The sequence below is a fragment of the Marinobacterium sp. xm-d-530 genome (genome assembly GCF_013283365.1).
Taxonomy (GTDB): Bacteria; Pseudomonadota; Gammaproteobacteria; order Pseudomonadales; family Balneatricaceae; genus Marinobacterium_E.
In genome coordinates this window covers 602935-628876 of record NZ_WBYM01000001.1, presented here as the reverse complement: position 1 = coordinate 628876, position 25942 = coordinate 602935, and the positions used below count along the sequence as shown (strand labels likewise).

Sequence of the window (25942 nt, the reverse complement as noted above, 5' to 3'; positions counted from 1 at the left end):
ATTTATAGGTGGGTTAACCAGCCGTGCGGGTCTTCGGCCTTACCCCACTGAATGTCATTCAGTGCACGACGAAGCTTAACGGTAGTCTCGCCGATTCCACCGTTACCGACTTTGTACTCTTTATCTTTGTAGATCAGAGTATCTACAGGGGCTAGAACAGCTGCCGTACCCGACAAAGCCGCTTCACAACCCGGTTTTGCAGCACGTTCCAGAAGCTCATCTACTGAAAGCTGGCGCTCTTGAACATCCATGCCTAGATCACGAGCTAATGTCAGAATCGAGTCACGAGTGACACCGTGCAGGAAGCTCTCATCCAATGCTTTTGTGATGATCTGGTTGCCATCAATAAGCAGGAAGTTCGCAGCGCCGGTCTCTTGAACGTCACCACCTGGACAGAAGAGTACCTGATCCGCTTGGTATTGTGCCTTGGCATTTAAGATAGGCCCCATGGCTGCAGCGTAGTTACCACCGCTTTTGATCATGCCCATGTGTGGAGGGCAGCGCATCGCTTCATCGTCGACCAGTAGGCGAAGTGCTTTATCGCCACCTGCGAAATAATCACCTACAGGTGATAGAAGGATGTATTGACATGAGGTAACCGATGGCACCGCCGCTTTACCAATTGCAGGCTCAGTACCAATGTGTGTCGGGCGAATGTACATCGAACCCGGTGGTTCTGGTACATCTGCAGCGTACTGACGAACGATTGACTCGATCATTTGCTGCGTCTGCCCCTTATCAATCTCAGGTAAACCAAGAAGGCGGCTGCTCTGCGCAAAGCGTTCAATGTTCTTGTCCATACGGAAAATTTTGACTGAACCATCAGCATGGCGAAATGCTTTTAACCCCTCAAAGCAGGTGCTTGAGTAGTGCAGCACATGTGCGCCAGGGTGAAATGAGATGGAGTCACTAGCGACCACTTCAGTTGGGCTCCAGCTGTCGCCATCAAACCAAGTTATCGCCATCTCTGGCATAAAGAGAGAACCAAATGCTGCCATGAAAATCTTCCTAAAATTACAACTGTTCTGTTGAGTCGATACAGTGCGCCAAAATTTAATCGATCAATTGTAAGCCATAGAGGGAAAATTGGAATCGATATTTATTAAATTGAAGTGTGTTTAGGGCGGGAACTGTTTATCCTTAGGGATCTATATGCGAAAAGGTTTGTTGTGGCAGATATCTGGATCATCAGTGATGGAAAGCCCGGGCACATTAATCAGTCCCTTGGATTGGTAGAAGCGTTGCTTGAGTTTAAACCGAATCTGACATTCAAAACCCTTCCACTGAAGGGTGTGAGTAGCGCACTGTTTGCTACAGATCGCCCCAAATTGATTATCAGTGCAGGTCGAGCCACTCACTTTTGGAATTGGGCGCTCACTGTTCGCTTTGGGGCGAAAAATGTCGTACTGATGCGTCCATCTCTCCCTTACAGCTTCTTTAATTTTGCTCTGGTCCCAGAACATGATGCGCCCCCCGCTTTTGATCGTGTAGTGACTACCAAGGGAGCAATTAATCGAATGAAGCCGTCTAAAAAACAGCCGGAAAGTCGACTGGTGCTTTTAGGTGGGCCAAGCAAGCACGTGATCTGGGATGATGCCCGCATTATTGAGCAGATCGACCAGTTAACTGAACCATCCATTGGTTTATTGAATGTAGCGACCTCTCGAAGAACTCCCAACGACCTATTACAACAACTTAGATCGAAAACGAGCATCAGATTAATTGAGCCTGATTCAGTCGATAGTGATTGGTTACCCAGCACTTTAGCAACCACCGAACAGGTGATTGTCAGCTCAGACAGTGTCTCAATGGTCTATGAAGCATTAACCGCCGGGTGCACTGTTTCGCTGATACGTTTAGAATCTACGACTAATTCAAGAACGCAACAGGGCATCGACTCATTGGTTGAGCAAGGTTTAGTGGGTGCTACAGCCGACCAAAAACCGGCCAATCCAGTGTCGAATTTTCGAGAAGCAACCCGCTGCGCAGAGATTATTTTGGAGAGAGCATGGCTGTAAAACTGCCAAACTATGATGAAGCAAAAATAGCCATTATTGGGCTTGGCTATGTTGGTTTGCCGTTAGCTGTTGAGTTTGGAAAGAGTCGTTCGGTTGTTGGGTTCGATATTAACCAAGCACGTATTGATGAGTTGTCCAGTGGCAAAGATTCAACGCTTGAGGTTAGCCCAGAAGAACTGAGTGAAGCGCAGAGCCTAAGCTTTACTGCTGAAGAGTCAGAACTTAAAGATTGTTCAATCTTTGTAGTGACTGTACCAACCCCTATTAATGGTCATAAACAGCCAGACCTTACGCCATTGATTAAAGCGTCTGAACTGCTTGGTCGTGTCATCACCCCAGGCTCGATTGTTATTTATGAGTCGACGGTATACCCAGGTGCTACAGAGGAAGATTGTATCCCTGTGATTGAGGCTGGCTCAGGTTTGGTTTTCAACGAAGACTTTTATGCGGGCTACAGTCCTGAACGAATTAACCCAGGCGATAAAACTCATCGACTGGTCAACATTATGAAAGTGACCTCTGGCTCCACACCTGAGGTCGCAGACTTTGTGGATCAACTCTACTCCTCTGTCATTGATGCAGGTACTTTTAAGGCCAGCAGTATCCGTGTAGCAGAAGCTGCAAAGGTTATTGAGAACACCCAACGAGACCTTAATATTGCCTTGATTAATGAGCTAGCGATTATCTTTAATCGCTTGGGTATTGATACCGAAGAGGTTCTCAAAGCGGCAGGCACCAAGTGGAATTTCTTACCATTCCGTCCAGGGCTTGTAGGTGGGCACTGTATAGGAGTTGATCCCTATTACCTGACCTATAAAGCTCAATCTGCTGGTTACATACCTGATATTATTCTTGCAGGTCGTCGCATCAATGATGGGATGGGGGCTTTTGTTGCAGACGAGTTGGTTAAGGCGATGCTGAAGCGTCGCATTCATGTTAATGACAGTCGCATTCTCGTTATGGGATTGGCGTTTAAAGAGAACTGCCCAGACCTTCGAAATACTCGAGTGCTCGATATTGTCTCGGTTCTAGAAACCTACGGTGTCACTGTTGATATTCATGATCCTTGGGTCGATGCTGAAGAGGCTAAACAGGAGTATGGTGTCGAGTTGGTGTCACAACCCCATCCAGATCAATATGACGCCATCATCATCGCTGTCGCGCATAATCAGTTCAAAGAGTATGGATTAGATACCCTTAGATCTTGGGGACGTGATACGCATGTTCTTTACGATCTAAAGTACCTCTTTGAGCAGTCAGAAACGGACCTTCGTCTCTAGATGAAAGTCGTTCAAGTCTTACCTGCTCTGAATGGTGGCGGGGTAGAAAAAGGCACTTTGGAAGTTGCTAAGTACCTTGTCGATCACGGGCATGAATCAATCGTAGTTTCGGCTGGTGGCGGCATGGTTCAGCAGTTAGAAGATGAGGGCAGTCGACACATTCAGTGGGATTTAGGTAAAAAGTCTCTACTGACCTTTCGACATATCTGGGCATTTCGAAAATTCTTGAAAGATGAGCAGCCCGACATTCTACATCTTCGATCTCGGATGCCTGCTTGGGTCGCATGGTTTGCGTGGAACGGTCTACCAAAAACGACTAGACCTAAATTAGTGACTACAGTTCACGGACTTTATTCGGTTAGTAAGTATTCACAAATCATGTGTCGAGGAGAGGCGGTAATAGCCGTTTCTGAGACCGTTCGCGATTACATATTAAAGAATTACCCAGAGACACCTGAGAGTAATATTCATCTCATTTATCGCGGTGTTGAGCCCGCAGAGTGGCCTTATGGCTATCAAGCTAGCCCCGAGTGGAAGCAGGCTTTTTTTACTGAGTTTCCACAATTAGAAGGAAAGCGCCTGCTCTGCCTGCCCGGGCGACTAACCCGTTTGAAAGGGCATAATGATTTCTTAGATCTAATCAGCTCTCTTGCCTCAGATTATGAAGATATTCATGCGATCATCGTCGGCGGTGAGGACCCAAAAAGAAAAGAGTACGCCCAAGAGCTTTACCAGAGGGTGAAAGACCTTGGTCTAGAGCAGCGAGTTACCTTCACGGGAGCGAGAAGAGATATTCGCGAAATTTTTTCGATCAGCGAAATTGTCTACTCACTCTCAACGAAACCGGAATCCTTTGGTAGAACCGTCCTAGAAGCTCTCTCCCTGGGTAGGCCGGTATTTGGTTATGATCATGGTGGAGTGGGTGAGATTTTGGCAGCCACCTTTAATGCTGGGCGAGTGACTGTTTCTGAAAGCTCGGATCTCATAACCAAAACACGAACTCAGTTAAAAGATCGAGTTAATGCAGTGAAAGAACAAGCGGGTTTCACTAAACAGGCCATGCTTGAAGCTACTCACGCTCTCTATAAATCCCTCATAGAGTGAAGCAACTGCTTAAATACTTTAGGTCCGCTAAGCTCTTTATCGAACCGACACTTTGCGTTTGTTCCAAGTTTCTCTAACAGATCATTTGAGTAAAGGGCTTCTTCTAAAGCAGTTTGAATCGCGCATATACTACTACCATCTACACACCAGCCAGTTTGACCATCCAAAACGGCTTCAGGTGCTCCTCCAATGTTGCCAGCGATTGACGCTAAACCCGCTTTGGCAGCCTCGATATAACTAATTCCGAAGCCTTCAAGGGATCGACCAAGCTGATAAGAGGGCATAATAAAGAGGCTGGCTTTATTAAGCAGAGACTCTTTTGTTTGATCGTCTACCTTGCCATGAAAAGTCACTTTTTCAGATAGATTTAATTCAGAAATCAGTTCCCTGAGCTCCTGCTCAATTGGCCCTGAGCCGGCAACATTCCAGTGAAATTCTATTCCTTTATAGCTCAGGTTTGCCAAAGCATGTGCAGATTCAATGAGCCCTTTGCGTCGATCCAAGCGGCAGAGCGATAAAAGATTGGCATGCACTTTTTGTGACGGTGTTTCAATTGATTCTGCCAGCATGTATGTCGGATATACTGTAATGACTGGCTTTGTGGTTAATGCTTTTGCAAGGTTAGCCGTCATATTTGAACTGGCTACGACTAGATCGGCTCTATTTAAGAATTTGCTAATTTTTGTTTTTTTGCTGTCGCTATCAAATAGCAACTCTTGCCCATGCGCTAACACAACGAGTTTGCCGTGATTTTTAGGTATTGCTGCAACACTTTTCCAGCTATCACACAGGGTAAAGTCCGGTGAGAAGGCGCTTAAGTTTAAATAACACTTTTTTAACCAGGGCCTAAAAAACCTAGGGACATTGAATGATCTATGCTTAAAAGCGGTTGGGGAGTTATAGGGTTTATCGGCAGCTACCAGGGTTTCATAACCTTCGTCCGAAAAATGATTTGCTAGTGATAACATCACTGCTTCCATCCCCCCCATCCTAGGTGGAAAGGTTTGAGTTACAATTAAAATAGACAATCTATTTGCTCTTTTTGCTATTAGCCTCAAATAGTTTTATTGATCGTAAAAACCTGCTGTAAGCAAAATTAATTGAATATATGTATCCGAATAAGCCATCTCGCCAATACCCTCTAATTACGTAGCATTTAATAAAACTAATGATCGGCTCAAAAACTATTCTAGCATTCGATAAGCGTCTTCCTTTAGAAATCATATCTTTAACCTGATCGTCAGAGTAATCGTTCATCTTCTCAACTCTTTTTCGAAATGATCTAAAAGATTTATGAGCAATACAGTTTTTTAAGCTCATTATTTTAGCGTGCCTAGGCATGATAACACGGTCATGAACGATACTATTCCGATAACGACCAACCATTTTGTTGTACAACCTTACTGGCCTGTAAGGAGTATATGAACTAAGTTTGTCACTACCAATGAATTGGTCCTTTATTGAAATTTTGAAACCATCTGCATTCATTGATGATTTGAATATTTTTCGTATTTCATCACAGAGTTCGGGAGTTACAACTTCATCAGCGTCTATGTTTAGAATCCAATCATTTGTTGCTTGGCATTCTGCAAATCTTTTTTGAGGGCCATAGCCAGGCCATTCACGCTGTATAACCTTGGCTCCCATGTTTTTCGCTATAATTTCCGTTCCATCATCACTATATGAGTCAACTAAAACTACTTCATCAACCCAATCAATTACTGAGCTTAAGGACTCAGAGATTATGTCAGATTCATTTTTGGTAATTATGATGACGCTAATAGGTAGTTTTATTTGATTTTCCATAAGTTATTGATAAAGCTTATTTTTAATTAAGTTTGGTTGGGTCTTAAATCGTCTGTGTACCCACATATACTGTGTAGGTTCATAGCGAATGCCTTTTTCGATCTCTTGGTTTATACGAGTTGCAGAGGCAACGTCATCATCCAATGGGAAGGGCTCTACTGGCGGATGCACTCTTAAGATGTATTGCCCATCAATTGAGCGGTGGTGTGACAGCATGATCACAGGAGATTTGCTCATTTTTGCCAATCTAGCGGTTGCTGGGACTGTGGCTGCAGGCACACCAAAAAAGGGTGCAAAGACAGAGTTGGTCGGGCCGAAATCTTGATCGGGTGCATACCAAACAATCTCATTTCTTTTTAGCGCTTTCAATACTGATCTAAAGTCAGATCGATCGATCATGGAGTCAATTGACCTTAAACGCCCCTTTGTAATGACCTGGTCCATGAGTAAGTTGTTGTGTGGACGGTACATTGTATGTAGTGGAAAAAACAGTGAGAAAAGTAGCCCGCCTAAATCCAAGGTGGAAAAGTGTGCGCCCAATAAGATGACGCCTTTGCCTTTTGACAGAGCCTCTTCTAAGTGCTCTTTACCTTCAATAGTAACTCGGCGACGAAAGTCTTCACGAGGGCTCCACCATGCCATTGCTGTCTCAATAATGCCAATGCCATTTTCAATGAAAACCTGTTTTACCATCTTCTTGAGCTGGGTCTCATCGAGTTCTTGAAAGCATAGCTTGAGATTTATATAGACGACATGCCTTCTCTTAGGTGCTAGATAAAAAAGAGCTAGGCCAAGCCATTTCCCTACACCAAGCTGAGTCTGAAAGGGTAAGGTATTAACGAGACGTAATAGCCCTAGACCTAACCATGTCGGCCAGTAAGCTGGAGAGAAGATTGAGTGGACTGTTTTATTAGGCATAAACTGTTAGTTATTGCTGTATTACGAGTTTAATGCTGCACTGACACTCAATCAACACAGGATGCTGTTTGCTGAGGTATACTTAGCTCAAAATAGGTTCGATTAGAGCATTAAAGGATTTTTGTGAGTCAAACTCAGTCAAGTTGGCATCTTTATCATCGCTTACTAGGGTATGTAAAACCTTATTGGCATGGCTTTCTCTTTAGTTTCATTGGCTATGCGATTTATGGGGCCTCTCAGGCAGCTTCTGCAAAGTGGTTAGAGATGGTCGTTAATTCTGTTGAGTCTGGCAGCTTTGATCAGCGCTATCTACTTGCGGTTATGGTCGTTGCTATTTTTGCTGGCCGAGGTCTGGGGACCTTTGTCGGCTCTTACTGTATTGCCTACATTGCCAGGCAGACGATTCATGGTTTGAGAGTCGACCTGTTCAATACCTTGCAAAAACTGCCCACTGCATTCTACTCTGCGAGCTCCAGTGGCCAGATCTTGGCCAAGATGACCTATAACGTTGAGCAGGTGACCGAAGCTGTGACTGACGCTGTTAAGGTAGGACTTCGAGAAGGCATGACCGTTATTGGCTTGTTTGGCTACATGCTTTACCTAAACTGGAAGCTCACCCTAATTTTTGTCGCCGCTGCTCCTCTAATCGGAGTGGTTGTGATGATTGCTTCAAAGCGTATGAGAAGACAGTCACGCAAAATTCAGGAGTCGGTGGCTGACATCACTGATGCCGCATCTGAAGCCGTTAAAGGTTACCAGGTCGTTAGGGTATTTGGCGGCTCAGAATTTGAAAAACAGAGGTTTTTTCAGGCAAGTGATTTGAATCGACGCCAGTTTATGAAATTGGTGGTTACTCAATCTATTAATACCCCGATCGTTCAAGTGCTTGTTGCGATCGCTTTGGCGGCACTGATGTTCATTGCGATGCATCCAGATGTCATGTCAGGAATGAGTACAGGTGGTTTTGTAGCCTTTCTTACTGCTGCAGGTTTAATTACTAAGCCTCTTCGATTGCTCACCGATGTGAATACTAAGATTCAACGCGGTATTGCCGCCTCAGAGGGTGTCTTTGCGGTAATGGATGAGCCGGTTGAAGTCGACACCGGATCGATTGAGCTTGGTCGAGCGGTTGGTGATCTTAAATTCTCAGATTTAAGCTTTGCTTATCCTGGGACTCAGGATGATGCGCTGAAGCATATTAATTTGGATATTCCTGCAGGAACGACCGTTGCGTTGGTAGGTAAGTCAGGCTCGGGTAAATCGACGCTGGTCAGCCTTTTACCTCGCTTTAATGATGGTTGGCGTGGTGAGTTGTTATTGGATGGCCAAGCGATTGAGTCCTGTACGCTAGAGTCGCTACGTGAACAAATTGCGTTAGTTAACCAGCAAGTTGTGCTTTTTAACGGCACGATCGCTGACAATATTGCATATGGTGCGCTTGCATCATCGAATCCAGAACAGATTAAAGTGGCAGCAGAGGCTGCGCATGTCATGGAGTTTGTTGAGCGACTGCCCAAAGGTCTTGAAACTGAGATTGGCGAGGGTGGCGTGCTTCTCTCAGGTGGTCAGCGTCAGCGTATTGCGATCGCTCGCGCTATTTTGAAAAATGCACCTATCCTGATTCTTGATGAGGCAACCTCTGCACTGGATACAGAGTCGGAACGACACATCCAGGAAGCACTCGATGAGGTCGTTAAGGGGCGTACAACGCTTATCATTGCACATCGCCTCTCCACCATTGAAAAAGCTGATCTGATCGTCGTAATGGATCAGGGTCAAATAGTGGAGCGCGGTACTCATGCAGAGCTACTGGCTTTGGATGGGGCGTATGCTCAACTTCATCGCATGCAATTTAGTGAGCAGCTAGATGGCTAGGCTGCTCTACTCCGCGCTTTATACTCTTCTGCTGCCTCTGTTCGTTTTTCGCCTGTTAGTTCGTAGCTTTAAAGCCACCGCTTATCGACAGCGTTTGATTGAACGTTTTGGTATTCAGCAGAAAACACTAGGCAGACCGATCTGGATTCACGCGGTTTCTGTTGGTGAAACCATTGCGATTAGCCCGCTTGTTGAGAGGCTTTTAGATCAGGGTGAGTCGGTCCTTTTCACAACGACCACACCAACGGGAGCGGCACAGGTAAAACAGCGTTTTGGGGGGCGAGTCGAGCACCGTTACCTGCCATGGGATCTACCGATCTTCTTTACACTGTTTTTCGGAGCTCACTCTCCAAAATTACTGCTCATTGTTGAGACAGAGATTTGGCCGAATCTCTTGACAGCTACATCAAGTCGGAAGATTCCCATCGTTCTGGCAAATGCTCGTCTATCTGAGAAGTCATTCAAGGGATATAAGCGCTTTTCAGGGTTGACCAAGGATACGTTAAATTCAATTTCGCTTTTGCTAGCCCAGCATGAGTCGGATGCAGAAAGGTTTAAGAGCTTGGGTATGCCAGAGGATCGACTGCTGGTTTCTGGTAGTATCAAATTCGATATCGATCTTCCTGAAGATCAGATTCAAATAGGTAAAGCGTGGAAAGCTGCTTTTGCCCGCAAAGTGCTAGTGGCTGCCAGTACCCATCAGGGTGAGGATAAGATTTTGTTGGATGCTTGGCGTGTCATTCCACAAGATCAGCGTCCGGTACTCATTCTCGTACCCCGCCATCCAGAGCGTTTTGACTCTGTTTATCAGTTGGCTAAAGACTATTCCGATCATGTAAGTAAGCGATCACTATCTACGGCCGATAGCAATATAGATATATGGATAGGCGACTCGTTGGGTGAAATGTTCTCTTACTACGCTGCTGCGGATCTAACCTTCGTCGGTGGAAGCTTCTCTGGTACGGGAGGGCACAATCCGCTTGAGCCGGCCGCACTTGGTTTGCCAATTGTCATGGGGCCAAGTGATTATAACTTCCACTCGATTATCTCGACGCTGAAAAGTGAAGGTGCATTGGTGCAGGTGCAAGGCGAACAAGAATTGGCTGAGCAGATTAGGGTTTTGCTCGGCAATGATAACTACGTAATGTCTAAAGCGGGCATCAGGGTGGTAGAAAAAAATAGAGGCGCTATGGAGCGCCTCTATCAACAGGTTCAAAGTTTAATCACTAATTAACCGTAGTAGGACTTAAACCAGGCTATAAACTTCTCTACACCCTCTTCAATCGGTGTGTTGGGCTGGTATCCAGTGTCGCACATCAGAGCGGCTACATCTGCATAGGTATGCTCAACATCGCCAGGTTGTAGAGGCAGTAACTCCTTCTCGGTTGTTTTTCCTAACGCCTTCTCAATGCACTCAATGTAGTAGAGTAGCTCTACAGGCTGGCTATTGCCGATGTTGTAGATGCGCCAAGGCGCTTTTGATGTTGCTGGATCAGGATCTAAGCCAGACCACTCCGGATTGGGTTGAGCTACATTATCCAGTGTGCGCACTACGCCTTGTACGATGTCATCGATGTAGGTGAAGTCGCGGCGGTGCTTACCGTAGTTAAACACCTTCAGTGGTTTGTCTTCCGTAATCGCTTTTGCGAAAAGAATTGGCGACATATCTGGACGACCCCAAGGACCGTAGACAGTAAAGAAGCGCAGGCCAGTAGTCGGTAAGTTGTAGAGTTGACTGTAACTATGAGCCATCGCTTCGTTAGCCTTTTTGGAGGCGGCATACAGCGAAACTGGGTGGTCGACATTATTATTTTCGCTGAACGGAATGGTCTCGTTTGCACCGTATACTGAGCTTGATGATGCGTAAACCAAGTGCTCCACTTGATTGTGGCGACAACCTTCAAGAATATTTAGAAATCCAACAAGGTTGGAATCTGCATAAGCATGCGGGTTCTCAATGGAGTAACGAACACCCGCTTGCGCCGCTAAATGAACAACACGATCAAACTTCTCTTCTGCAAATAAATTAGCCAGTCCATCACGATCTGCGATGTCGAGTTTTATAAAGCGGAAGTTCGATAGGGGTTCCAATTGAGAGAGACGCGCCTCTTTCAAACTCACTTCGTAATAGTCATTAAGATTATCGATACCAATAACCTCATCACCGCGATTGCATAGCCACTGACTGACGTGAAAACCAATAAAACCGGCCGCACCTGTAACAAGTATTTTCATTAATTAGATCTCAGATAGGTCGAGCTGCTCGTCGGTTTGATCGACGAATGCAGCCATTAGATGAGTTCGTAGCAACGAGCCGTCCGAGTCTAAAACCCAAGCCTGTTGAGCTTCATCGTAGTCAAAATGCAGACCTTGTGTGCGGGTTGCTAGCCAAAGCTGCTTTACTGGAGGCTGGCGCGTTAGGATAATTTGGCTTCGGTCAGGGCACTTAATCGTCATCATCGCGCCGTTATTGTCATAGTCCAAATCGGACTCCGCATGGTCTAACAGCTCTTCGAGTGCGTTGAGGGTCTCTTCAACACGCTCTAAATAGATCGCATCACTCATTGTCTAACCTCCTGTAAACATTGATTTCATTATACTGATTTCCGCAGCTTTGTCCGTGCTAAATAGGCCTTTCGTGGTCGCCTACAAGCCTATTATCAGGGTATACTCTGGCTTTAATTTTATTGATCAAAACCCGACACATTAAGGGTTGGTCGTAATTGGAGTGGATTATGCGAATGTTCTTTGCACTGGTGTTCTGTTGTGCACTCGTTGGATGCGGTCAGAAGGGCCCATTGTCGATGCCGGGTGCTGAAACTTCGCAGCAATCAAACTCTTAAGAGAGAAAAAATGGAAAGTTTTGAATACCGCGACGGTCAACTGTTTGCGGAAGACGTCTCTGTTGCAGAGATCGCAAATGCGGTTGGCACGCCCGCTTATGTTTACTCGCGTGATGCCCTTGAGCGAGGCTATTTGGCTTATGCTGACGCGTTAGCAGGGCGCGATGCATTGGTCTGCTTTGCGGTTAAATCTAACTCCAACCTAGCTGTGTTAAATGTATTGGCTAAGTTGGGAGCAGGCTTTGATATTGTCTCTCAGGGTGAATTAGAACGCGTACTTTTGGCAGGTGCGGATCCTTCCAAAGTGGTCTTTTCTGGTGTTGGCAAGCAAGCTGCAGAGATCGCTCGTGCGCTAGAGGTTGGCATCCACTGTTTCAATATCGAGTCTGAATCGGAGCTGGAACGTGTTAATGCGGTCGCTGCTGAGTTAGGCAAGGTGGCCGATGTTTCATTCCGTGTGAATCCAGATGTCGATGCGGGCACGCACCCTTACATCTCAACGGGTCTTAAAGAGAACAAGTTTGGCATTGCTATTGATTCTGCGCTTGAGGTTTATCAGCGAGCGGCTCAGCTTTCAAACGTTAAAGTGGTTGGCGTTGATTGCCACATCGGTTCGCAGTTGACTGAAATCGATCCCTTCCTCGATGCGCTCGATCGCCTATTAGCATTGATCGATCGATTGGCGGAAGCGGGTATCCTGATCGAACACCTCGACCTTGGCGGTGGCTTAGGGGTTTGTTACACCGACGAGACACCACCAGAGCCCAAAGATTACATCGATGCCATCATTGATCGTTTGGGTGATCGTCAGCTTAAGTTAGTGTTTGAGCCGGGCCGTTCGATCTCTGCGAACGCGGGAATTCTACTCACCAAGGTTGAGTTCCTTAAGCGTAATGAAGAGAAGAACTTTGCCATTATCGATGCGGCAATGAACGATCTGATTCGCCCGTCGCTATACAGCGCTTACCAAGAGATTATTCCAGCTCAGCTAGAGTCATCCGCGGAAGAGGCCGTTTGGGATCTTGTCGGCCCGATTTGTGAAACCGGCGACTTCCTTGGCAAAGATCGTAAGTTGGCACTGACTCCAGGTGATCTATTAGCAGTCTGCTCGGCAGGCGCATACGGCTTTGTCATGGCTTCTAACTACAACACCCGTGGCCGTGCCGCTGAGGTGATGGTGGATGATGCGCGCTTCCAAGTGGTTCGTGAGCGTGAGCAGTTTGCTGATCTTGTGCGCGGTGAATCATTGCTGTCAGAGGAAGGCTGATGCTACTGCGATTCACTAAGATGCATGGCTTGGGCAATGACTTTATGGTCATTGACGCCATCTCACAACGCGTCCGTGTCAACGCGGACCTTGTGCGTCAACTTTCGGATCGTAATTTTGGTGTCGGTTTTGATCAGATGTTGTTGGTCGAACCGCCATCCGATCCGGATATGGATTTTCGTTACCGTATCTTTAATGCTGATGGCAGTGAAGTCGAGCACTGTGGCAACGGCGCTCGCTGCTTTGCGCGATTTGTTCGCGATAAAGGGTTGGTGTTGCGAGATACCATTAAGGTGCAAACAGCACGTGGTCGTGCGGTGTTGAACATTGTGGGTCGCGATCTGGTTGAAGTTGATATGGGTGCTCCAGAGTTGGATCCGGTCGAAGTGCCTACCACCTTCACAGAGAAGAGCACGACTTACTCTACCCAACTGGCTTCAGGTCAAACTGTTGAGTTTGGTGCTGTCTCCATGGGTAATCCTCATGCTGTCTTGGTCGTTGATTCCATTGACAGCGCGCCGGTTGAGAGCTGGGGGCCAGAGCTGGAATCTCATGCTGTCTTCCCTAGTCGTGCCAATATCGGATTTATGGAAGTCATCTCCAAAAATGAGGTGAATCTTCGTGTCTATGAGCGCGGTGCAGGTGAAACTCAAGCGTGTGGTACTGGGGCTTGTGCTGCCGTCGTGTCAGGTCGTTTGCGTGGCCTTCTCGATAGCAAAGTTACCGTTCACTTACCTGGTGGTGATCTTGAGATTGAGTGGTTAGGTGAAGGGCACTCCGTCAATATGACTGGTCCCGTATGTTCGGTTTACGAAGGGCAGATCTACTTATGAGCCAACCGCTAGATGAAAACCAAGTCGCAGAGTGGCTTGCACAGAATCCCAGTTTTTTTGAGAACCATACCTGGTTACTTGAAAAGCTGACGGTACCTCATCAGAGAGGTTCGGCGGTCTCCTTGGTTGAACGTCAAACCAGCATGCTGCGAGAAAAAGCCAATACACTCGAAATCCACCTGTCGGATATGATCGAAGCAGCGCGTCATAACGACGGGCAGTTCGGTAAGACCAAGCGGATGGTTCTGTCACTGCTAGAGGCAGACAGCTTTGATGAAGTCAGTATTGCACTTGAAGAGAGCTTGTGTGGCGACTTCAGTGGCGATGAGGTGGAGCTAATCCTCTTCTCGGATACGGAGCTCGACGTTAACTCACTAAGAGTGTTGCCGCGCAGTCAAACGTCAATTGTTCAGCCGTTGATCGACTCATCAAGCCCGGTCTGCGGACAGTTGTCGGATCAGATGACCCGATTCTTATTCCGAAACCCTCAAAAGCCCGTTGGATCTTGCGCTGTGGTACCGCTAGTGAAGGGCGAATCTTTAGGTCTTCTGGTGATTGGCTCATACGACGCCAACTACTTCCAGTCTACGCAAGGAACGCTATTTTTGGCGTATATCGGCGAAGTTCTAAGCAGAATCCTTGCGCGTTTGATGAATATTCGAGGCTAACATGGGTTGCTCGGACAGCGACTTAGAATTTCGCTTTACCGAGCATCTGCGTGTCGAGCGTCAGCTATCCGATAAAACAGTCTTCAACTATCAGCGCGATCTTCAACGCTTTCGAGAGACGCTACAACTGATTGAATTCACCAGTTGGCTCGAGCTCTCTGAGCGCCCTCTGCGTTACGCGGTGGCCGAGCTGCACTCTGAGGGTCTGTCGGGCCGATCGTTGCAACGAATGCTGTCTGCGCTTCGTAGCTTTTATCGATATCTGAATCAGCAATCGATCTGCGAACATAATCCCGCTCTGGCCATTAAAGCGCCGAAAGCCCCTCGCCGTCTTCCACAAACACTGAGTTCTGAGACCTTGAATGAGGTGTTAGACACGCCCCAAGATGATCCCTTAAAGATTCGTGATCTAGCCATGATGGAGCTGCTCTATTCCAGTGGGCTGCGCGTATCGGAACTGGTTGGTATTAATCTAAGCGATATCGATTTAGGTTCAGGCTCCGTCATCGTTGAGGGTAAGGGGCGCAAAATGCGCCAAGTTCCGGTGGGCGGTGCGGCTCTGCAGGCCATTCAGCTTTGGCTCAAGGAGCGCTTGGCATTAGCAGACTACAATGAAGAGGCTCTGTTTGTCGGGAAACTGGGCAAGCGTCTCTCATCCCGCAGCGTCGAGAAACGTTTGAAAGAGCTTGGTGAACAGTCGGGTGTCGCAGGCAATTTATACCCACACCGGCTGCGTCATAGTTTCGCGACTGAAATGCTCGCCGGCTCTGGTGACCTTCGTGCCGTGCAAGAGCTATTAGGTCACGCCGATATCAGTACGACTCAGATATATACGCACCTAGACTTCAAGCAACTTAAATCGATCTATCAAAATTCACACCCAAGGGCTAAACGACGTGAAAAAAATTAAGTGTGTCACCTTTGATCTCGACGATACCTTATGGGCCGTCCACCCGGTTGTGATTAAAGCGAACGATTTGCTATGGGAGTGGCTAGAGCGCGAGGTCCCAGCTTACACAGAGCGATATTCATTGAGTGATCTTGCCGAAGGATCAGCACTGCGTCGCTCTCTATTAGAGCGTTATCCAGAAATTGCACACAGCATGACAGAAACACGTATACGTCTGCTTGAAGAGGGGATGGTCTCAGTGGGGCTTACCCAACAAGAGGCGGAATCCAAAGCGGCCGCAGCTTTTGATTTGTTTTTACATCATCGCCACGCGGTCACGCCCTACGACCAGGTGATCGACATGTTACAGCAACTTAAAGATCAAGGGTTGCTGATTGGTGCACTGAGTAACGGTAATGCTGAGGTGGCTAAAACACCCTTAGCTCAGTGGTTCGACTTTCAATTTAATGCCGACGGGGTGGGTACTGCGAAGCCCCATCCTTTGATGTTTGAAAAGGCTTTGGAATTTGCCTCGGTCAAGGCTGATGAGGTGGTCCATGTGGGTGATCACCCGATTAATGATATTCGGGCGGCAAAAGAGATGGGAATGCATACCATTTGGGTCAACCCCGAAGGTCTGGAGTGGGCCATTGAGGTGGAGGCTGACTGGCACGCTGAGACGATCAGTGAGATACCTAAGATCGTCGCCAACCTCAATCGATAAACATCTCCAACAGATCATTCAGAAACAGCTGCCCCTCTTGGGTTGGAGCAATCCGGGCAGGGTCTTCAATTAGCATTCCACGTTGACGAGCTTTTGATAGCAGAGGTTCTATACGTTCAATCGAACATCCAGTGCTCTGCTCAAAAAGCTCTGTGGCAACGCCCGATTTCAGGCGCAAGGCATTGAGCATAAACTCAAAGGGCAGAGCCTCGGATTCTATGATCTCTCTACCTGCAACTGGGTCGATGGCATTTATGTAAGCCTTGGGTTGGCGCTGTTTATGAATACGTTCAATCAGCAGCTGACCTTGCTCCCAGCGGGAAATCTTAGCGTGTGCGCCGGCTCCAATACCTAAGTAGTCGCCGAACTGCCAGTAGTTGAGGTTGTGTTTTGATTCACCGCCTGGTCGTGCGAAGGCCGAAATCTCATATTGCTCATAGCCATGACGTTTTAGCAGTTCACTGCCCTGCTCCTGAATAGTCCATAAGGACTCCTCGATCGGTAGAGAGGGCGGTTTGGCTGCAAACTCTGTGTTAGGTTCAATCGTCAGTTGATACCAAGAGATTTGATCGGGTTCGAATGCGATAGCCTGCTCAAGATCATTCAACGCAGCGTCCGGGGTTTGACCGGGTAGTCCGTGCATCAGATCGATATTAGTCCGTTGAAACAGTTTTGTTGCTGATTGAATGGCTTTAATGGCTTCGCCGCCTGTATGAATTCGGCCAAGAGCTCTCAGTCGATCATCATCAAAGCTCTGCACGCCAATCGACAACCGATTGATGCCCGCATCTGCAAACCCTTCAAACTTCTCTTGTTCAAAAGTCCCAGGGTTTGCTTCCATAGTAATTTCAGCGTCTGGTTCTAGGCTGTAGTTTGATTTAACAGCCTCAAGTAATCTGGCGTAGCTTTCCGGTTTTAGAAGGCTAGGTGTCCCGCCACCGATGAAGATCGAATGTATGGGTCGACCAGACGTTAGGTGTTGCTCGTTTTTAAGTTCTGAAATGAGTCGGTCCAAGTAGAGTGATTCAGGAATCTCATCTCTGACTTGGTGCGAATTGAAGTCACAATATGGACACTTTCGAATGCACCAAGGCACGTGCACATAGAGTGACAGCGGTGGTAGCTTGGCATCCATTTAGGCGAGGAAAGCAGCCAGCTGTTCTGTCAGCTGTGCAACGGCTTTGCCGCGATGGCTGACGGCTTTTTTCTGCTCTGGGGTGAGTTGTGCTGCTGCGCAGTCATACTCAGGTGACCAGAATATAGGATCGTAACCAAAGCCATTCTCCCCTTCAGGTGCACCAAGAATCTTACCTTCCCAGCTGCCCACAGCGATCAGTGGAGTAGGATCATTCTGGTGGCGCATACAGACCAGAACACAGCGAAATCGTGCAGAGCGCTGCTCCGCTTCAAGCTCACCAAGCTCTTGAAGAAGCTTATCTATATTCTGTTGGTCCGAGGCTCCTGGGCCTGCAAAACGAGCAGAGTAGATGCCAGGGGCTCCAGAGAGAGCATCCACCTCAAGGCCTGAGTCATCAGCAATGGCAGGTAAGCCGGTTGCAGCGCAAGCGTTGCGGGCTTTGATGATCGCGTTCTCGACAAAACTTAAACCGGTCTCTTCAGCATCTTCAACACCCAAGTCTCCCTGGGAGACGATCTCAAAATCCAAAGGGGCCAGTATCTTTGAGAACTCCTTGAGTTTGCCCTGGTTACCGCTGGCTAAAACAATCCGCTGGCTCATGCCTACTCCGTGTAGAAGGTTTGGTTGAAGCTAACCTTGATCGGAGCTTGGTTAGGGTCCGGTGTGACCTCGAGCTCGATCGTCATGCGTTCCTCTTCGCTGAAGCGGAACCCGCCAATGTAGTAGATTGCATCGCCTTCAATGATCGGTTTGAATTCGATGGTCTGAATCTGTTGAAGCAAATTACTCGCCTCGCCTTTTATATTGGCACGTACAGCCGTTTTGTAACCGTTCTGCTCAAGTTTGAAAACAGCCACATTGACCAGAGCTCTCACTTTACTGCGCAGGATGCCATTTGCAGCGGCGACTTCAGGGGTAACGAAACTCGAGTTGAAGGCGTTATAGTGCACTTCATAACCACGCTCAATCTGTTTCTGTTCCGCATGACCGGACAGAGCAAATAGCGAAGTGAGTAATAGAACCATTAAAGAACGCATCATTAATCTCAACCTCTAACGTGTGATTCGGTAGATCGCGATTTCACCCATCATGTTGGGCCAGAGCTTATGCCACCAACGCTGGCGGTGCTCATTATCGACTACGGTGCGTTCAATGATTCGGATGTTTCTCTCGATGCAGAGCGCTTCAAAATCTTTAAAGGTACAGAAGTGAATGTTTGGCGTGTCATACCAACTGTAAGAGAGAAACTTGGAGACCGGCATCTTACCGCGAAATGCCAAGTAGAATCGCGCACGCCAGTGGGCAAAGTTAGGGAAGGTGACGATCCCCTCATTACCAATACGCAACATCTCCTCTACGATCAAGTCGGGACGGTGCATGACCTGCAACGCTTGCGTCATAACGACGCTGTCAAAGCTTGAGTCGTCTATGCTGGCAAGACCTTCATCTAAGTTTTTTTCAATGACGTTTACACCGCGAGCAATACAGTGAGTGATATTGTCATGATCGATCTCTAAACCTAAGCCATCAACCTGCTTTTGCTGGGAGAGAAAATCGAGCAGTTCACCGTCACCACAACCCATATCAAGGACGCGCGCCTCGGGTTGAATCCAGTCTGCAATGATCTCTAAATCAGCTCTCATGGGTGACTCCTAGATTGAGTTCATTGGCTACACGGTTCATGTAGGCTCTAAAAACAGCCATGTAACGAGGGCTATCGATTAAGAAGGCGTCGTGTCCGTGATCAGAGTCGATTTCTGCGTAGCTAACATCTTTATTGGCTGCGACCAGTGCATCGGTAATCTCACGCGAGCGCTCGGGAGAGAAGCGCCAGTCTGTTGTAAACGAGACGACGAGAAATTTACAGCTAGCCTGGCTTAATGCTTTTGAAAGATCATCGCCATACTCTGATGCGGGATCAAAGTAATCCAGCGCTTTTGTCATTAACAGGTAGGTATTTGCATCGAACGCCGTCGAAAACTTCTCACCTTGGTATCGAAGGTAACTTTCGACTTGGAATTGAGTATTTAAGTCGAAACTCAGCTCACCCGTGCGCATCTCACGACCAAACTTCTCGGCCATGCCATCATCAGATAGATAGGTGATGTGGCCAATCATTCGAGCCAGTGAGAGCCCTGTTTTGGGAAGGGTTTCGTGATCGTAATAGCGTCCCTCGTGGAACTGAGGGTCTTTCGAAATAGCCTGTCTAGCCACCTCATTGAACGCGATATTCTGTGCCGTTAACTTTGGTGAAGAGGCGATGATTAACGCGTGACCCAGTCTTTCAGGGAAGTCGATTGACCACTGCATAGCCTGCATACCGCCCAAGCTGCCACCCACAATCGCTGCCCAACGTTGGATACCGAAGTGGTCTGCAAGTCGAACCTGACTGTTAACCCAGTCTCGAACGGTTACAAAAGGAAAGTCTGGTCCGTAAGGTTTTCCGGTGTTTGGATCGATGGAAGTCGGGCCTGTCGAGCCGTGACAGCCACCAAGGTTATTCAAGGACACAACAAAAAAGCGATTCGTGTCGATCGGCTTCCCAGGACCAATAGCACTGTCCCACCAGCCAGGGTATTTATCACTCTCTGAATGATATCCCGCCGCATGGTGGTGACCCGATAGTGCATGGCAGATCAAAACCGCATTTGAGCAATCCGCATTAAGTTGCCCGTAGGTCTCAACCATAAGATCGTATTCAGGCAGCACTCGGCCGGAAGCCAAAGAGAGAGGCTCGGCAAAGTGAATCAATTCTGGTGTAACGATACCGACGGAGTCCGTTGGCAAGCTAGCCGGCATTAGGCTATCTCCTGTGCAATGCTGTACGTGAAACAGTATTTAATTCTAGCAAACCACGGGTTCAGTTACATGACCAGACGAGTGATTTGAGATTGTAGAATTTGAATCACTAAAAAGATCAAAATCGGTGATAGATCCAGACCGCCGATAGGTGGAATAACCTTGCGCGCCAAAGAGAACACGGGCTCTGTGATCTGCATAATGAGCTGTGGGCCAGGGTGGTAGCTGTTTGGAGCTACCCAGGAGAGGATCACGGACCCAATAACAGCCCAAAAGTAGATGGTTAGAATGCCATCAAGCACCCCGAATAGGCCAAACAGTGCCGCACCCAGCATGTTGGGGGTGTTGCCCTGAGTAAAGAAGATAATCGCGACAACAACAGCCACTTTAACTGCGAAGGCTAATACCAACGGGGAGATGTCTAAACGCCCAATTCTTGGAACCAGTTTCTGCAGTGGAGCCAAAGGAACTTGGGTAAAGCGAACCACCGATTGAGAGATCGGATTGTAGTAGTCAGCGCCACTAGCCTGCAGCAAAAATCGCAGAAGCAGAATAAATGCAAAAACTTCACCAATCGTTCGAATGATTAATGTCAGTGTATCGCCAGCCATGTTCAATCCTATAGTTCGCTTAATGATGACAAGTGTTTAAGAGTAGCTGTTTTACAGCCATTAGTCTTTACCGAGTTGCTCACTCATCTCTGCTGCACGGTTCTTGCAGGCGGTCATTGCTCGTAACACAACCTCGCCCAGTTGATCCTGTTCGAAGCTGTTAATCGCTTGCTCAGTGGTGCCGCCTGGGGAGGTGACATTTTTTCGCAACTGGGCCGGTTCAATCCCAGTTTGAGCGGCCATCTCTGCAGCCCCTTTGGCGGTTTGAATGGTTAGTTGACGCGCCGCCTCAGGACTCATGCCGAGCGCTTGTGCCGCTTCAATCATCTTCTCCATCATTAGGAAGAAGTAAGCAGGGCCTGACCCCGAAACGGCAGTTACCTGATCAATGCCCTCTTCAGTGTCACACCAGGTAGCAATGCCGACCGCTTCTGCAATCGCAGAGGCTTGAGCTTTCTGCTCATCGCTCACCCTAGGGTTGGCAAACAGACCGCTGGCGCCTAATTTGAGTAGAGATGGCGTGTTCGGCATTGAACGAATCACGGCCAGTTCACCGCCGGCCCAACGCTCCAAAGAGTCGCAGCTAATGCCTGCTGCCACAGAGATTAACAGCGGTTTACGCTGTTTCAGTGTGGGTGCTAACTCAGTCAGTGTATCGCGCATCATCTGCGGCTTAACGGAGATTACAACAATTTCCGAAGCGTTAATCGCGAGATGGTTATCGGTCGTTGTGTGAACGCCACGCTCAGCAAAGCTTGCTAACTTATCGAGCTGGCGACGTGTGGCCCATAGCTTGTCGACGGGGTATCCCGTTGCAATTAAGCCCTCAAGGATTGCACCGGCCATGTTGCCTGTACCAATAAATGCGATAGATGGCTGTGCCACACTCTTCTCCTAAAAATTATTTGTTGTAGTTGCGTGGGCCGAATAGAGCCGTACCAATACGAACGATGGTTGCGCCCTCTTCAATGGCGGCATCCAGATCACCCGACATGCCCATTGATAGGGTATCCAGACTGGGTATCGTTTGTTTGATCTCTTCAAACAGAGTTCTCACCTGACAAAAACGCTCTTTTTGTAGTTCAACATCCTCAGTCGCTTCTGGTATAGCCATTAAACCACGCAAGTTTATTTTGGGGAGTTCGGCAATCTGTTTGGCGAGCTCGAGCGCTTCATCTGGAAAGCAGCCAGATTTGCTCTCTTCACAGCTAATATTAACCTGCAAGCAGATGTTTAAGTCCTCGGCATAGTGAGGACGTTGTGCTGACAGGCGCTGTGCGATTTTGAGTCTATCGACGCTATGGACCCAGGCAAACTGCTCTGCGATTGACTTAGTTTTGTTGGATTGAATGGGGCCAATAAAGTGCCATTCGAGATTAAGGGGCTCAAGAGCGGATATTTTATCCAGCGCCTCTTGCAGATAATTTTCACCGAAAGCACGTTGCCCTAAGCGAGCCAGTTCGACGACCTCATCCACACTACGGGTCTTACTGACGGCTAGTAGGCATACCTCTTTTTCAGAACGGTTTGACTCAGCGCAGGCTTTTTCTATCTCGGATCTCACCTTTTTCAGGCTCTCTGCTATGCTAGTCATATGTGTCACTACTCATGAGGTTGATGCGGTCGTTTCCGCTAGGGTGAACTCAATTATGGATATTACCGAACTTTTAGCCTTTGCTGTACAGCAAGGAGCATCCGATCTGCACATTACGGCGGGTATGCCGCCGTTGATCCGTGTCGACGGTGTTGTGCGTCGCATCAAACTGCCATCGATGGATCATAAACAGGTCCATGGGTTGCTGTATGACATTATGAATGACAAGCAGCGTAAAGAGTACGAAGAGAAGTTAGAAGTCGATTTCTCCTTTGAAGTACCTCAGCTGGCGCGTTTTCGTGTTAATGGTTTTGTTCAAAACCGCGGAGCGGCAGCGGTATTTCGTACCATCCCCAGTAAAGTGCTGACTATGGATGATCTTGGCATGGGTAAGGTCTTCCAGCAGCTCTCCGACCAGCCAAAAGGGCTGGTTCTAGTGACAGGACCAACCGGTTCCGGTAAGTCGACCACGCTGGCAGCGATGATCGATTACATCAATGACTCTCGATCTGAGCATATATTGACGATTGAGGATCCCATCGAATTTGTACACGAGAGTAAAAAGTGTCTGATTAACCAGCGTGAGGTGCATCGAGATACCCTTGGATTTGATGCGGCACTGCGTTCGGCGCTGCGTGAAGACCCCGATGTCATCCTAGTGGGTGAGATGCGTGACCTAGAGACCATTCGTCTTGCGTTGACTGCAGCAGAGACTGGACACTTAGTTTTCGGCACTCTGCATACCACCTCGGCAGCGAAAACCATTGACCGTATCATCGATGTCTTTCCAGCCGCAGAGAAAGATATGGTCCGTTCAATGCTCTCTGAATCGCTGCAGGGCGTTATCTCTCAATCCCTTTTGAAGAAGACAGGCGGCGGTCGAGTCGCAGCTCACGAGATAATGATCGGGACATCTGCCATACGTAACCTGATTCGGGAAGATAAAGTGGCTCAGATGTATTCAGCCATTCAGACGGGTTCCCAGGTGGGTATGAAGACCTTGGATCAGGCTCTTTTAGAGCTGGTTCAAAAAGGCTTTATCACGCCAGAGCAAGCGGCTGCTCGCGCTAAAGACCCTTCGATATTTTAGGTGAGGTAACCCGTGGATTTTACACAGCTATTAAAAGTAATGACCGAGCGCGGTGGTTCAGATCTGTTCATCACTGCAGGTGCACCCCCTTCTATCAAGGTGGACGGCACGATCAAGCCACTAACACGTGAATCGCTCAACTCCTCACAATCACGTGCACTGGTCTACAGCACCATGAGTGATAAGCAGCTGGCTGAATTTGAAGCGACCAATGAGTGTAACTTTGCACTGAGTGTGAACGGTATCGGTCGTTTTCGTGTTAGCGCCTATGTGCAACGAAACACGCCGGGAATGGTGCTGCGTTCTATAGCTAACCACATACCGACTATGGAGGAGCTCAAACTTCCTGAGGTGCTTAAAGATCTCTCGATGACTAAGCGTGGTTTGATCCTATTTGTCGGTGGTACCTCTACCGGTAAATCGACCTCTCTGGCATCAATGATTGATTACCGTAATGAGCATGCTGCGGGGCATATCATTACGGTTGAAGACCCCATTGAGTACATTCACCATCATAAAAAGTCGATCGTGACTCAACGTGAAGTGGGGCTTGATACTGAGTCGTTTGAAGTAGCACTGAAAAACACCTTACGTCAGGCACCAGATGTCATCTTGATGGGTGAAATCCGCTCGGCAGAAACCATGGCGTACGCTCTGGCATTCGCTGAGACCGGCCACCTCTGTTTGGCAACGCTTCATGCTAACAATGCGAATCAAGCCCTTGACCGTATCATCTCGTTCTTTGGCCCTGAGCATCATAATCAGATCTGGATGGATCTATCACTTAACTTGAAAGCGATTGTCGCGCAGCAACTGCTGCCCACTGCGGATGGTAAGGGGCGAAGAGCGGCCATTGAAGTACTAATCAACACGCCGCTGATTCAGGATCTGATTCGCAAAGGTGAGGTGCACGAGATTAAAAATGTCATCAAGAAATCGAGCAATCTTGGCATGCAGACCTTCGATCAGGCACTGTTTGCGCTCTACAAAGAGGGTGTCATCACTTACGAAGTGGCACTGTCCTTTGCTGACTCGTCAAATGATCTGCGTTTGATGATCAAACTCAGTGATGAGGGGGGTAAGCAAGAAGGTGAGGATCTACCGTCATTCACCCTTCAAGATTCAGACGATACTCTGAATCACTGATTGGTCCATAAATAGGCAAAAAAAGACCCAGCATCGGCTGGGTCTTTTCGTTTTCAGACTATTAACTTAAGCGATGTACTGGCTGACCATTGAGTAGAGTCAGTGTCACACGGCCTTTCAGTTCAGTGTTGATGAACGGGGTATTCTTACCACGAGATTTGAGCGTTTCACTGTTGACCGTCCAGGTCGCTTCTGGATCAAAGACACACACATCTGCATCAGCCCCGACTTCGAGAGAGCCGGCTTCGATGCCTAGCACTTTCGCAGGACCCGCTGTCAATTTTTCAATCAGCTGAGGCAGGGCGATCAACTGCTGCTCTACCAACATTAGGCTCAGCGGTAATAGTGTTTCAAGTCCACTAATGCCTGGTTCAGTCGCCGCGAAAGGTGCTTCTTTTGAAATAGCATCCTGAGGCTGATGATCGGAACAGATGGCATCCAGTGTGTCGGTGACTAAGCCTTGACGCAGTCCCGCACGATCCAGCTGCGAACGCAGCGGTGGGATGACATGGAATAGGCTGTTAAAACCATTAACCTCCTCATCTGTCAGAAGCAGGTTGTGAATCGCCACATCAGCGGTCACATTGAGACCTCGTTCACGGGCACTCTGAATTAATAGAACTGACTGAGCACAGGAAAGCTGGCCGAAGTGAGCCCTTACACCGGTCTCTTCAATCAGAATCAAGCAGCGTGATACCTCTATGGTTTCAGCAGCGGAAGGAATGCCGTTCAAGCCAAGACGAGTGGCGGTGGTGCCTTCGTGCATACAACCCTCGGCAGCCAGTGCTCGATCTTCCGCTTGAAACACTACCAACAGGTCATGTGTGGCCGCGTATTCAAGCGCTCTTAGCATTACACGCGAGCTATCGATCGGGTGACGACCGTTAGTGAAACCGATACAGCCTGAGCTCGCCAGTGCATGCAGTGGCGCAAGCTGCTCGCCTTGCATTGACTGTGTCAGCGCTCCTAGCGGTAGCACTCGTGCCATACCGGCATCGGTTGCACGATCTTGTACCAGTTCAGCAACCGCTGTGCTGTCTACGACCGGTTTGGTGTTAGGTGAGGCTACCAGTGTGGTAATGCCGCCAGCAGCGGCAGCGGCAGTCTCGGATGCGATAGTCCCTTTTTGCGTTAAACCTGGTTCACGCAGATGGGTACATAGATCGATGAGACCGGGGCAGACGATCTGTCCTTCAGCATCAAACTCTTCGTCAGCAGAGAAGCCCTCTGGCGCCTCTCCTATGGCGGCGATGCGTCCTTTGACAATGTAGAGGTCATCAATTCGATCTATATTTTGTGCAGGGTCGATAATGCGCCCGCCGGCAATTTTAATCTGCAC

28 protein-coding genes are annotated in these 25942 nt (G+C 48.1%); 13 read left to right on the top strand and 15 right to left on the bottom strand.

Going from position 1 to position 25942, the window contains the following annotated elements; genetic code table 11:
- Positions 1 to 2: 2 nt before the first annotated feature.
- On the bottom strand, positions 3 to 1058 hold the full coding sequence (locus XMD530_RS03250; RefSeq protein ID WP_371731502.1) for a branched-chain amino acid aminotransferase: 1056 nt from the start codon (positions 1056 to 1058) through the stop codon (positions 3 to 5).
- 111 nt (positions 1059 to 1169) lie between these two features.
- Between XMD530_RS03250 and XMD530_RS03245 the strand changes: the two genes are divergently transcribed.
- Genes XMD530_RS03245 through XMD530_RS03235 form a run of 3 tightly spaced genes read left to right on the top strand, consistent with a single transcriptional unit; the run spans position 1170 to position 4402 of the window.
- Positions 1170 to 2018, top strand: a complete 849-nt coding sequence (locus XMD530_RS03245) for an ELM1/GtrOC1 family putative glycosyltransferase (protein ID WP_173506713.1) — start codon at positions 1170 to 1172, stop codon at positions 2016 to 2018.
- On the top strand, positions 2009 to 3298 hold the full coding sequence (gene tviB / locus XMD530_RS03240) for a Vi polysaccharide biosynthesis UDP-N-acetylglucosamine C-6 dehydrogenase TviB (RefSeq protein WP_305847197.1): 1290 nt from the start codon (positions 2009 to 2011) through the stop codon (positions 3296 to 3298). The genes XMD530_RS03245 and tviB overlap by 10 nt, the downstream gene beginning before the upstream one ends.
- A complete protein-coding gene (locus tag XMD530_RS03235) occupies positions 3299 to 4402 on the top strand; it encodes a glycosyltransferase family 4 protein (protein ID WP_173506712.1) in 1104 nt (367 codons plus the stop codon).
- On the opposite strand, the gene XMD530_RS03230 is transcribed toward XMD530_RS03235, so the two are convergent.
- The 3 genes from XMD530_RS03230 to lpxL are packed head-to-tail and all read right to left on the bottom strand — an operon-like array spanning position 4381 to position 7126.
- Positions 4381 to 5382 carry a glycosyltransferase family 4 protein gene (locus XMD530_RS03230; protein ID WP_173506711.1) on the bottom strand — a complete coding sequence of 334 codons (1002 nt, stop codon included), beginning with the start codon at positions 5380 to 5382 and terminating at the stop codon, positions 4381 to 4383. The genes XMD530_RS03235 and XMD530_RS03230 overlap by 22 nt on opposite strands.
- A 49-nt stretch (positions 5383 to 5431) precedes the next feature.
- Positions 5432 to 6208 (bottom strand): glycosyltransferase family 2 protein, encoded by a 777-nt coding sequence (locus XMD530_RS03225; RefSeq protein WP_173506710.1) that lies wholly within the window; start codon positions 6206 to 6208, stop codon positions 5432 to 5434.
- 3 nt (positions 6209 to 6211) lie between these two features.
- Complete coding sequence (gene lpxL, locus XMD530_RS03220; protein WP_173506709.1) at positions 6212 to 7126, bottom strand: LpxL/LpxP family Kdo(2)-lipid IV(A) lauroyl/palmitoleoyl acyltransferase; 915 nt, start codon at positions 7124 to 7126, stop codon at positions 6212 to 6214.
- A gap of 123 nt (positions 7127 to 7249) precedes the next feature.
- Between lpxL and msbA the strand changes: the two genes are divergently transcribed.
- The gene (gene msbA, locus XMD530_RS03215) at positions 7250 to 9001 is read left to right on the top strand and encodes a lipid A export permease/ATP-binding protein MsbA (protein WP_371731672.1); all 1752 of its coding nucleotides are present in this window, start codon (positions 7250 to 7252) and stop codon (positions 8999 to 9001) included.
- Complete coding sequence (gene waaA, locus XMD530_RS03210) at positions 8994 to 10235, top strand: lipid IV(A) 3-deoxy-D-manno-octulosonic acid transferase (protein WP_173506708.1); 1242 nt, start codon at positions 8994 to 8996, stop codon at positions 10233 to 10235. The genes msbA and waaA overlap by 8 nt, the downstream gene beginning before the upstream one ends.
- Here waaA and XMD530_RS03205 read toward each other — a convergent pair.
- Together XMD530_RS03205 and cyaY are read right to left on the bottom strand one after the other, a co-directional pair.
- Positions 10232 to 11236 (bottom strand): NAD-dependent epimerase, encoded by a 1005-nt coding sequence (locus tag XMD530_RS03205; RefSeq protein WP_173505838.1) that lies wholly within the window; start codon positions 11234 to 11236, stop codon positions 10232 to 10234. The genes waaA and XMD530_RS03205 overlap by 4 nt on opposite strands.
- A 3-nt stretch (positions 11237 to 11239) precedes the next feature.
- On the bottom strand, positions 11240 to 11566 hold the full coding sequence (gene cyaY / locus XMD530_RS03200; RefSeq protein ID WP_173494938.1) for an iron donor protein CyaY: 327 nt from the start codon (positions 11564 to 11566) through the stop codon (positions 11240 to 11242).
- A 170-nt stretch (positions 11567 to 11736) separates the two neighbouring features.
- On the opposite strand from cyaY, the gene XMD530_RS03195 reads away from it, so the two are divergent.
- From XMD530_RS03195 to XMD530_RS03170, 6 genes are read left to right on the top strand one after another with little or no spacing between them, the layout of a single operon-like run.
- On the top strand, positions 11737 to 11844 hold the full coding sequence (locus tag XMD530_RS03195) for a lipoprotein (RefSeq protein WP_217361965.1): 108 nt from the start codon (positions 11737 to 11739) through the stop codon (positions 11842 to 11844).
- Between the two features lie 10 nt (positions 11845 to 11854).
- On the top strand, positions 11855 to 13111 hold the full coding sequence (gene lysA / locus XMD530_RS03190) for a diaminopimelate decarboxylase (protein WP_173484398.1): 1257 nt from the start codon (positions 11855 to 11857) through the stop codon (positions 13109 to 13111).
- Positions 13111 to 13944: a diaminopimelate epimerase gene (gene dapF / locus XMD530_RS03185; RefSeq protein ID WP_173498740.1), complete on the top strand. Its 834-nt coding sequence runs from the start codon at positions 13111 to 13113 to the stop codon at positions 13942 to 13944. The genes lysA and dapF overlap by 1 nt, the downstream gene beginning before the upstream one ends.
- Positions 13941 to 14612, top strand: a complete 672-nt coding sequence (locus XMD530_RS03180; protein ID WP_173482796.1) for a DUF484 family protein — start codon at positions 13941 to 13943, stop codon at positions 14610 to 14612. The genes dapF and XMD530_RS03180 overlap by 4 nt, the downstream gene beginning before the upstream one ends.
- Position 14613: 1 nt before the next feature.
- A complete protein-coding gene (gene xerC / locus XMD530_RS03175; protein WP_173488978.1) occupies positions 14614 to 15522 on the top strand; it encodes a tyrosine recombinase XerC in 909 nt (302 codons plus the stop codon).
- Positions 15509 to 16225 carry an HAD family hydrolase gene (locus XMD530_RS03170; protein ID WP_173488979.1) on the top strand — a complete coding sequence of 239 codons (717 nt, stop codon included), beginning with the start codon at positions 15509 to 15511 and terminating at the stop codon, positions 16223 to 16225. The genes xerC and XMD530_RS03170 overlap by 14 nt, the downstream gene beginning before the upstream one ends.
- Here the strand turns inward: XMD530_RS03170 and hemW are convergent.
- From hemW to XMD530_RS03130, 8 genes are all read right to left on the bottom strand, one after another.
- Entirely contained in the window at positions 16215 to 17360 is a 1146-nt protein-coding gene (gene hemW, locus XMD530_RS03165; RefSeq protein WP_173484402.1) for a radical SAM family heme chaperone HemW, read from the bottom strand. The two genes, XMD530_RS03170 and hemW, sit on opposite strands and share 11 nt — an antisense overlap.
- Positions 17361 to 17963 carry an XTP/dITP diphosphatase gene (locus tag XMD530_RS03160; RefSeq protein WP_173480064.1) on the bottom strand — a complete coding sequence of 201 codons (603 nt, stop codon included), beginning with the start codon at positions 17961 to 17963 and terminating at the stop codon, positions 17361 to 17363.
- A 2-nt stretch (positions 17964 to 17965) separates the two neighbouring features.
- Entirely contained in the window at positions 17966 to 18403 is a 438-nt protein-coding gene (locus XMD530_RS03155) for a DUF4426 domain-containing protein (RefSeq protein WP_173506707.1), read from the bottom strand.
- Between the two features lie 12 nt (positions 18404 to 18415).
- Positions 18416 to 19006, bottom strand: coding sequence for a methionine biosynthesis protein MetW (gene metW, locus XMD530_RS03150; RefSeq protein WP_173480066.1), 591 nt, complete (start codon positions 19004 to 19006; stop codon positions 18416 to 18418).
- Positions 18996 to 20162 (bottom strand): homoserine O-acetyltransferase, encoded by a 1167-nt coding sequence (locus XMD530_RS03145; RefSeq protein WP_173482793.1) that lies wholly within the window; start codon positions 20160 to 20162, stop codon positions 18996 to 18998. Before XMD530_RS03145 ends, metW begins: the two co-directional genes overlap by 11 nt.
- 65 nt (positions 20163 to 20227) lie before the next feature.
- Complete coding sequence (locus XMD530_RS03140) at positions 20228 to 20773, bottom strand: YggT family protein (protein WP_173506706.1); 546 nt, start codon at positions 20771 to 20773, stop codon at positions 20228 to 20230.
- A gap of 60 nt (positions 20774 to 20833) precedes the next feature.
- Positions 20834 to 21658 (bottom strand): pyrroline-5-carboxylate reductase, encoded by an 825-nt coding sequence (proC, locus tag XMD530_RS03135; protein WP_173495554.1) that lies wholly within the window; start codon positions 21656 to 21658, stop codon positions 20834 to 20836.
- Between the two features lie 16 nt (positions 21659 to 21674).
- Positions 21675 to 22367: a YggS family pyridoxal phosphate-dependent enzyme gene (locus XMD530_RS03130; protein WP_173506705.1), complete on the bottom strand. Its 693-nt coding sequence runs from the start codon at positions 22365 to 22367 to the stop codon at positions 21675 to 21677.
- A gap of 55 nt (positions 22368 to 22422) precedes the next feature.
- On the opposite strand from XMD530_RS03130, the gene XMD530_RS03125 reads away from it, so the two are divergent.
- Positions 22423 to 23457, top strand: coding sequence for a type IV pilus twitching motility protein PilT (locus XMD530_RS03125; protein ID WP_173506728.1), 1035 nt, complete (start codon positions 22423 to 22425; stop codon positions 23455 to 23457).
- Positions 23458 to 23469: 12 nt separating this feature from the next.
- Entirely contained in the window at positions 23470 to 24603 is a 1134-nt protein-coding gene (locus tag XMD530_RS03120) for a PilT/PilU family type 4a pilus ATPase (protein WP_173506704.1), read from the top strand.
- Between the two features lie 61 nt (positions 24604 to 24664).
- Here the strand turns inward: XMD530_RS03120 and XMD530_RS03115 are convergent, their stop codons facing one another.
- On the bottom strand, positions 24665 to 25942 hold the full coding sequence (locus tag XMD530_RS03115; protein WP_173480072.1) for a dihydroorotase: 1278 nt from the start codon (positions 25940 to 25942) through the stop codon (positions 24665 to 24667).

Coding starts and splice junctions, on each gene's coding strand:
- cyaY (WP_173494938.1), bottom strand. CDS start 11,566: ATGAGTGATGCGATCTATTTAGAGCGTGTTGAAGAGACCCTCAACGCA.
- XMD530_RS03130 (WP_173506705.1), bottom strand. CDS start 22,367: ATGACTAGCATAGCAGAGAGCCTGAAAAAGGTGAGATCCGAGATAGAA.
- lpxL (WP_173506709.1), bottom strand. CDS start 7,126: ATGCCTAATAAAACAGTCCACTCAATCTTCTCTCCAGCTTACTGGCCG.
- XMD530_RS03145 (WP_173482793.1), bottom strand. CDS start 20,162: ATGCCGGCTAGCTTGCCAACGGACTCCGTCGGTATCGTTACACCAGAA.
- XMD530_RS03125 (WP_173506728.1), top strand. CDS start 22,423: ATGGATATTACCGAACTTTTAGCCTTTGCTGTACAGCAAGGAGCATCC.
- XMD530_RS03235 (WP_173506712.1), top strand. CDS start 3,299: ATGAAAGTCGTTCAAGTCTTACCTGCTCTGAATGGTGGCGGGGTAGAA.
- XMD530_RS03160 (WP_173480064.1), bottom strand. CDS start 17,963: ATGAGCCAGCGGATTGTTTTAGCCAGCGGTAACCAGGGCAAACTCAAG.
- XMD530_RS03140 (WP_173506706.1), bottom strand. CDS start 20,773: ATGGCTGGCGATACACTGACATTAATCATTCGAACGATTGGTGAAGTT.
- XMD530_RS03180 (WP_173482796.1), top strand. CDS start 13,941: ATGAGCCAACCGCTAGATGAAAACCAAGTCGCAGAGTGGCTTGCACAG.
- XMD530_RS03225 (WP_173506710.1), bottom strand. CDS start 6,208: ATGGAAAATCAAATAAAACTACCTATTAGCGTCATCATAATTACCAAA.
- tviB (WP_305847197.1), top strand. CDS start 2,009: ATGGCTGTAAAACTGCCAAACTATGATGAAGCAAAAATAGCCATTATT.
- lysA (WP_173484398.1), top strand. CDS start 11,855: ATGGAAAGTTTTGAATACCGCGACGGTCAACTGTTTGCGGAAGACGTC.
- XMD530_RS03195 (WP_217361965.1), top strand. CDS start 11,737: ATGCGAATGTTCTTTGCACTGGTGTTCTGTTGTGCACTCGTTGGATGC.
- XMD530_RS03205 (WP_173505838.1), bottom strand. CDS start 11,236: ATGAAAATACTTGTTACAGGTGCGGCCGGTTTTATTGGTTTTCACGTC.
- hemW (WP_173484402.1), bottom strand. CDS start 17,360: ATGGATGCCAAGCTACCACCGCTGTCACTCTATGTGCACGTGCCTTGG.
- metW (WP_173480066.1), bottom strand. CDS start 19,006: ATGAGAGCTGATTTAGAGATCATTGCAGACTGGATTCAACCCGAGGCG.
- waaA (WP_173506708.1), top strand. CDS start 8,994: ATGGCTAGGCTGCTCTACTCCGCGCTTTATACTCTTCTGCTGCCTCTG.
- dapF (WP_173498740.1), top strand. CDS start 13,111: ATGCTACTGCGATTCACTAAGATGCATGGCTTGGGCAATGACTTTATG.
- xerC (WP_173488978.1), top strand. CDS start 14,614: ATGGGTTGCTCGGACAGCGACTTAGAATTTCGCTTTACCGAGCATCTG.
- XMD530_RS03155 (WP_173506707.1), bottom strand. CDS start 18,403: ATGATGCGTTCTTTAATGGTTCTATTACTCACTTCGCTATTTGCTCTG.
- XMD530_RS03230 (WP_173506711.1), bottom strand. CDS start 5,382: ATGGAAGCAGTGATGTTATCACTAGCAAATCATTTTTCGGACGAAGGT.